Here is a 4,265-nt window from a genome sequence, read left to right as displayed (position 1 = left end):
ATTTCATGGCCCGCGTGCGCCAGCACGCTTCGTGAACTGACTGTCGCCCACTGTTTGACCACAACGAACGAAGTGAGTGGCGGGAGTTTGGGCGACGGGCCATGAAATCAGTCAGTGGAGGGCAGTCATCGCCCCCAGGGGCGATGACCGCACCGGCCGGCGAGCCACAGACTCCCCGCACCCGCCTTCCGCACCAATGCGTCAAATGCGTTCGGGCGGCACGGGCACGGCAGCTTCGTGGCGCACGATCGTATGCATCACGCGTTGCGGGAACGGAATATCGACCCCCTCCGCATTCAGCACATCCAGCACCGCCAGGTGCACGTCCGACTTGACCTGCCCCTGCCCGTTCTCCGGGTCGCGGATCCAGAAGTTGATCGTCAGGTCCATGCCGTCGGCCGCGAAGTTCGACAGCTGCACCCCCGGCCCCGGGTCGGCGATCACGCGCTCGACCTTCAGCAGCGCCTCGACCAGTTTCGGCTGCAGCGCCCGCACGTCGGTGCCGTAGGCCACCTGCACCATCGTCTGCACCAGCACCCGCGGGTCCTCCAGCGACAGGTTCTCGACGCGCTGCGTGATCAGCATCTCGTTCGGCACCACCGCCTCGCGCCCACCCAGCGAGCGGATCACCGTGTAGCGGGTGCGGATGTCGGTGACCCGGCCCTCGAAGTTGTCGACCTTGACCATGTCGCCGATGCGCAGCGAACGCTCGGCCAGGATCACGAAGCCGCTGATGTAGTTGGCCGCGATCTTCTGCAGGCCGAAGCCGAGACCGACACCGACCGCACCGCCCAGTACGCTCAACGCCGTCAGGTTGATGCCGACCGCCGACATCGCGAACAGCAGCCCGACGAACAGCAGCAGCGCCCGCACGATGTTCGACACCATCTTGCGCATCGACAGGTCGTTGCCGGTGCCGTGGATGATCTTGCGCTCGATCGCCGACGACAGCCACAGCGCCAGCACCATCACGACGCCGGCCGTCAGCGCGCCCTCGATCATCGTGCGCAGCGAGACCATGCCGCCGGCGATCTGMCAGCGCACGCTGTCGAGCTCCTCCAGCACCGCCGGCATCACGCCGGTGATCCACAGCACGACCGCGATCCACGCGAGCCACGAGATCGTGCGCTCGGTCGCGCGCATCCAGGTGGAATTGGGGAACGCCGCCGACAGCACCCGCACCGCGAAGCGGATCAGCGCGAGCGACAGCAGGATCGGGATCGCGACGCGGAACACCGCGACCTTCACGACGCCCATCAGGACGTGCCGGGCGACCACGGCGAGCACCAGCGCGACCAGCGGGAACAGCACGCCGTCGACCACGTTGCGGCCGAACAGCACCGCGCCGTTGACGCGCAGCACGCGCCGCAGCGCCATGCACACCAGCCATGAAACACCCAGGCAGCCCAGCAGCACCGCCGCCTCGGTCAGCGCGCTGCGGGTGGCCAGGTCGCGCAGCAGTTCGTTGAAATCTTGTACGCCCAGGGACGAATCCATCGGTGAATCGCTCTCTTCTTGTGTCGATCGGGAATGGCCGCCGTGCAGCCAGGAGGTCAAAGGTCGGCCAGCACCCGCAGGTGCGCCGCCACGCTGCGCGCCAGCGCGCCGAGCGCATAGCCGCCCTCGAGGCACGACACGATGCGCCCGCCGGCATGGCGGTCGGCCACCGCCTTGATGCGGCGCGTGAGCCATTCGTAGTCGGCCTCGACCAGGCCGAGCTGGCCGAGGTCGTCCTCGCGGTGCGCATCGAAGCCGGCCGAGATGAACACCATCTGCGGCTTGAATTCTTCCAGCCGCGGCATCCACATCGCCTCGACGATCTCGCGCATCTCGGCGCCGCGGGTGTACGGCGGCAGCGGCAGGTTCAGCATGTTGTCGCCCTTGGGCACCTCGCCGCAGTACGGGTACAGCGGGTGCTGGAAGAAGCTGACCATCAGCACGCGCTCGTCGCCGGCGAGGATGTCTTCGGTCCCGTTGCCGTGGTGCACGTCGAAATCGACGACGGCCACGCGCTGCAGCCCGCGCACGTCGAGCGCATGGCGCGCCGCGATCGCGACGTTGTTGAAGAAGCAGAAGCCCATCGTCTCGTTGCGCGTGGCGTGGTGGCCGGGCGGGCGCACCGCGCAGAACGCGTTGTCGACCTGGCCGTCGAGCACGGCATCGGTGGCGGCCACCGCAGCGCCGGCGGCGCGCTGCGCAGCGCGCCAGGTGCCGGCGTTCGCGACGGTGTCGGGATCGAGCGCGCGGCTCTCGCCGGACGCCGCCAGTTCTTCGAGCACAGCCCGCAGCTCGGTGACGTACAGGCTCTCGTGCGCGAGCGTCACGTCGTGCAGGTCGACCAGCGGCGCGTCGCGGTGCTCGAGCGCCATGTCGAGGCCGGTCGCCAGCAGGTGGTCGCTGATCGCGTCCAGGCGCTGCGGGCACTCGGGGTGGCCGCGCCCCATGTCGTGCTGCCGGCACTCGGGATGGCTGAAGAACGCAGTGGGCATCGGTGTTCTGAGTCCGGAATCGCGGCAGTTTGAGTTAAGGTGATTGCATGAGCACGGACCTGTTGAAAGCCCTTCCCCACCTGAACCGCCTGATCGACCAGATTAGCACGATCATCGTCGGCAAGCGCCCGCAGATCCGTGACTGCGTGGCCTGCCTGCTGGCCGGCGGCCACCTGCTGATCGAGGACGTTCCCGGCGTCGGCAAGACCACCCTCGCGCACGCGCTGGCGGTGTCGCTCGGGCTCAAGTTCTCGCGCAGCCAGTTCACCGCCGACCTGCTGCCCACCGACCTGATCGGCGTCAGCATCTACGAGCGCAGCAAGGAGGCCTTCGTGTTCCACCCCGGCCCGGTGTTCGCGCAGGTGCTGCTGGCCGACGAGATCAACCGCGCCGGCCCGAAGACGCAGAGCGCGCTGCTCGAGGCGATGGAGGAGCACCAGGTCAGCATCGAGGGCGAGACGCGCGCGCTGCCGTCGCCCTTCTTCGTGATCGCGACGCAGAACCCGACCGACCAGCTCGGCACCTACCCGCTGCCCGAGTCGCAGCTCGACCGCTTCCTGATGTGCATCACGCTCGGCTACCCCGATTACGCGAGCGAGCGAGCGCTGCTGGCCGGCATCGACCGGCGCGAGGCGATCGGCGCGCTGGGCGCGGTGATGACGCCGCAGGACCTGCTGGCGGCGCAGCAGGACGTGCTGCGCGTGCATGCCTCCGACGCGCTGCTCGACTACCTGCAGGCGCTGATCGGCGCGACGCGCAGCGGCGCCTGGTTCGTCGACGGGCTGAGCCCGCGCGCCGGCATCGCGGTGCTGCGCGCCGCCAAGGCGCACGCGCTGCTCGATGCGCGCGACTACGTGGCCCCCGACGACGTGCAGGCGATCCTCGCGCAGACGATCTCGCACCGGCTGGTGCCGGTGGCCGGCGCCGGCCGCGGCGCGCGCGAACAGGTGCGCGCGATGATCGAGTCCATCCCGCTGCCCTGATCCCTCGCCCACCCGACGCCATGCAGGCCGCCGACGCGCTGAAGCTCCCGCTGCGCCCCTTCGCGCTCGCCGCGGCCGCGGTGCGCCAGCGCTTTCGCGCCTGGTGGCAGGCCCGGCTGCCGCACACCGACACGCTGCTGCTGACCCAGCGCAACGTCTACATCCTGCCGACCCGCGCCGGGCTGATGTTCGCGCTGACGCTGATGGTGCTGCTGGTCGCGTCGATCAACTACCAGCTGAACCTCGGCTACGTGCTGACCTTCCTGCTGGCCGGCAGCGGCATCGTCTCGATGCACCTGACGCACAACACGCTGCGCGGCATGACGCTGCACCTGCGCTCGCCGGCGGCGGTGTTCGCCGGCGACCCGGCACCGCTCGCGGTCACGCTGACGAGCCCGGCGGCCGAACGCTTCGGCATCGGGCTGCGCCTCGAATCGGCCGATGCGGCGACGCTGACCTGGGCCGACGTGCCGGCCGGCGGCCAGTCCGCGACCCACGTCAGCTTCGTGCCACAGGCGCGCGGGCTGCACCCGGTGCCGGCGATCAGCATCGAGACGCGCTTTCCGCTCGGCCTGTTCCGTGCGTGGGCGGTGTGGCGGCCGGCGGCCCAGGTGCTGGTCTACCCGCGCCCCGAGCGCCCGCCGGCCCCGCTGCCGCCGGCACATCCCACGCCCGGCGGCCCGGCCACCGGGCGCCGGGCCGATGGCGGCGAACTCGAAGGCGTGCGCGGCTACCGGCGCGGCGACCCGCTGAAGCTGGTGGTCTGGAAGAAGGCCGCGCGCAGCCTCGAGAC

General features: G+C 70.1%; 4 protein-coding genes. 2 read left to right on the top strand and 2 right to left on the bottom strand.

Annotation, left to right across the window (positions count from 1 at the left end; all coding sequences use genetic code 11):
* Window positions 1-201: 201 nt before the first annotated feature.
* Window positions 202-1,497 (bottom strand): mechanosensitive ion channel family protein, encoded by a 1,296-nt coding sequence (locus tag AC1D15_RS19970; RefSeq protein ID WP_477827343.1) that lies wholly within the window; start codon window positions 1,495-1,497, stop codon window positions 202-204.
* 56 nt (window positions 1,498-1,553) lie between these two features.
* Complete coding sequence (locus AC1D15_RS19965) at window positions 1,554-2,489, bottom strand: histone deacetylase family protein (protein ID WP_047513261.1); 936 nt, start codon at window positions 2,487-2,489, stop codon at window positions 1,554-1,556.
* Window positions 2,490-2,536: 47 nt separating this feature from the next.
* On the opposite strand from AC1D15_RS19965, the gene AC1D15_RS19960 reads away from it, so the two are divergent.
* Both AC1D15_RS19960 and AC1D15_RS19955 read left to right on the top strand, forming a co-directional pair.
* On the top strand, window positions 2,537-3,472 hold the full coding sequence (locus AC1D15_RS19960) for an AAA family ATPase (protein ID WP_052213191.1): 936 nt from the start codon (window positions 2,537-2,539) through the stop codon (window positions 3,470-3,472).
* Between the two features lie 20 nt (window positions 3,473-3,492).
* On the top strand, window positions 3,493-4,265 hold a 773-nt coding region (locus AC1D15_RS19955; protein ID WP_477827342.1), incomplete at its 3' end, for a DUF58 domain-containing protein.

Source organism: Rhizobacter sp. P2_H2 (assembly GCF_056403375.1).
Note: the sequence above shows the minus strand (reverse complement) of the source record. Positions and strands in the feature narration are given on the sequence as shown.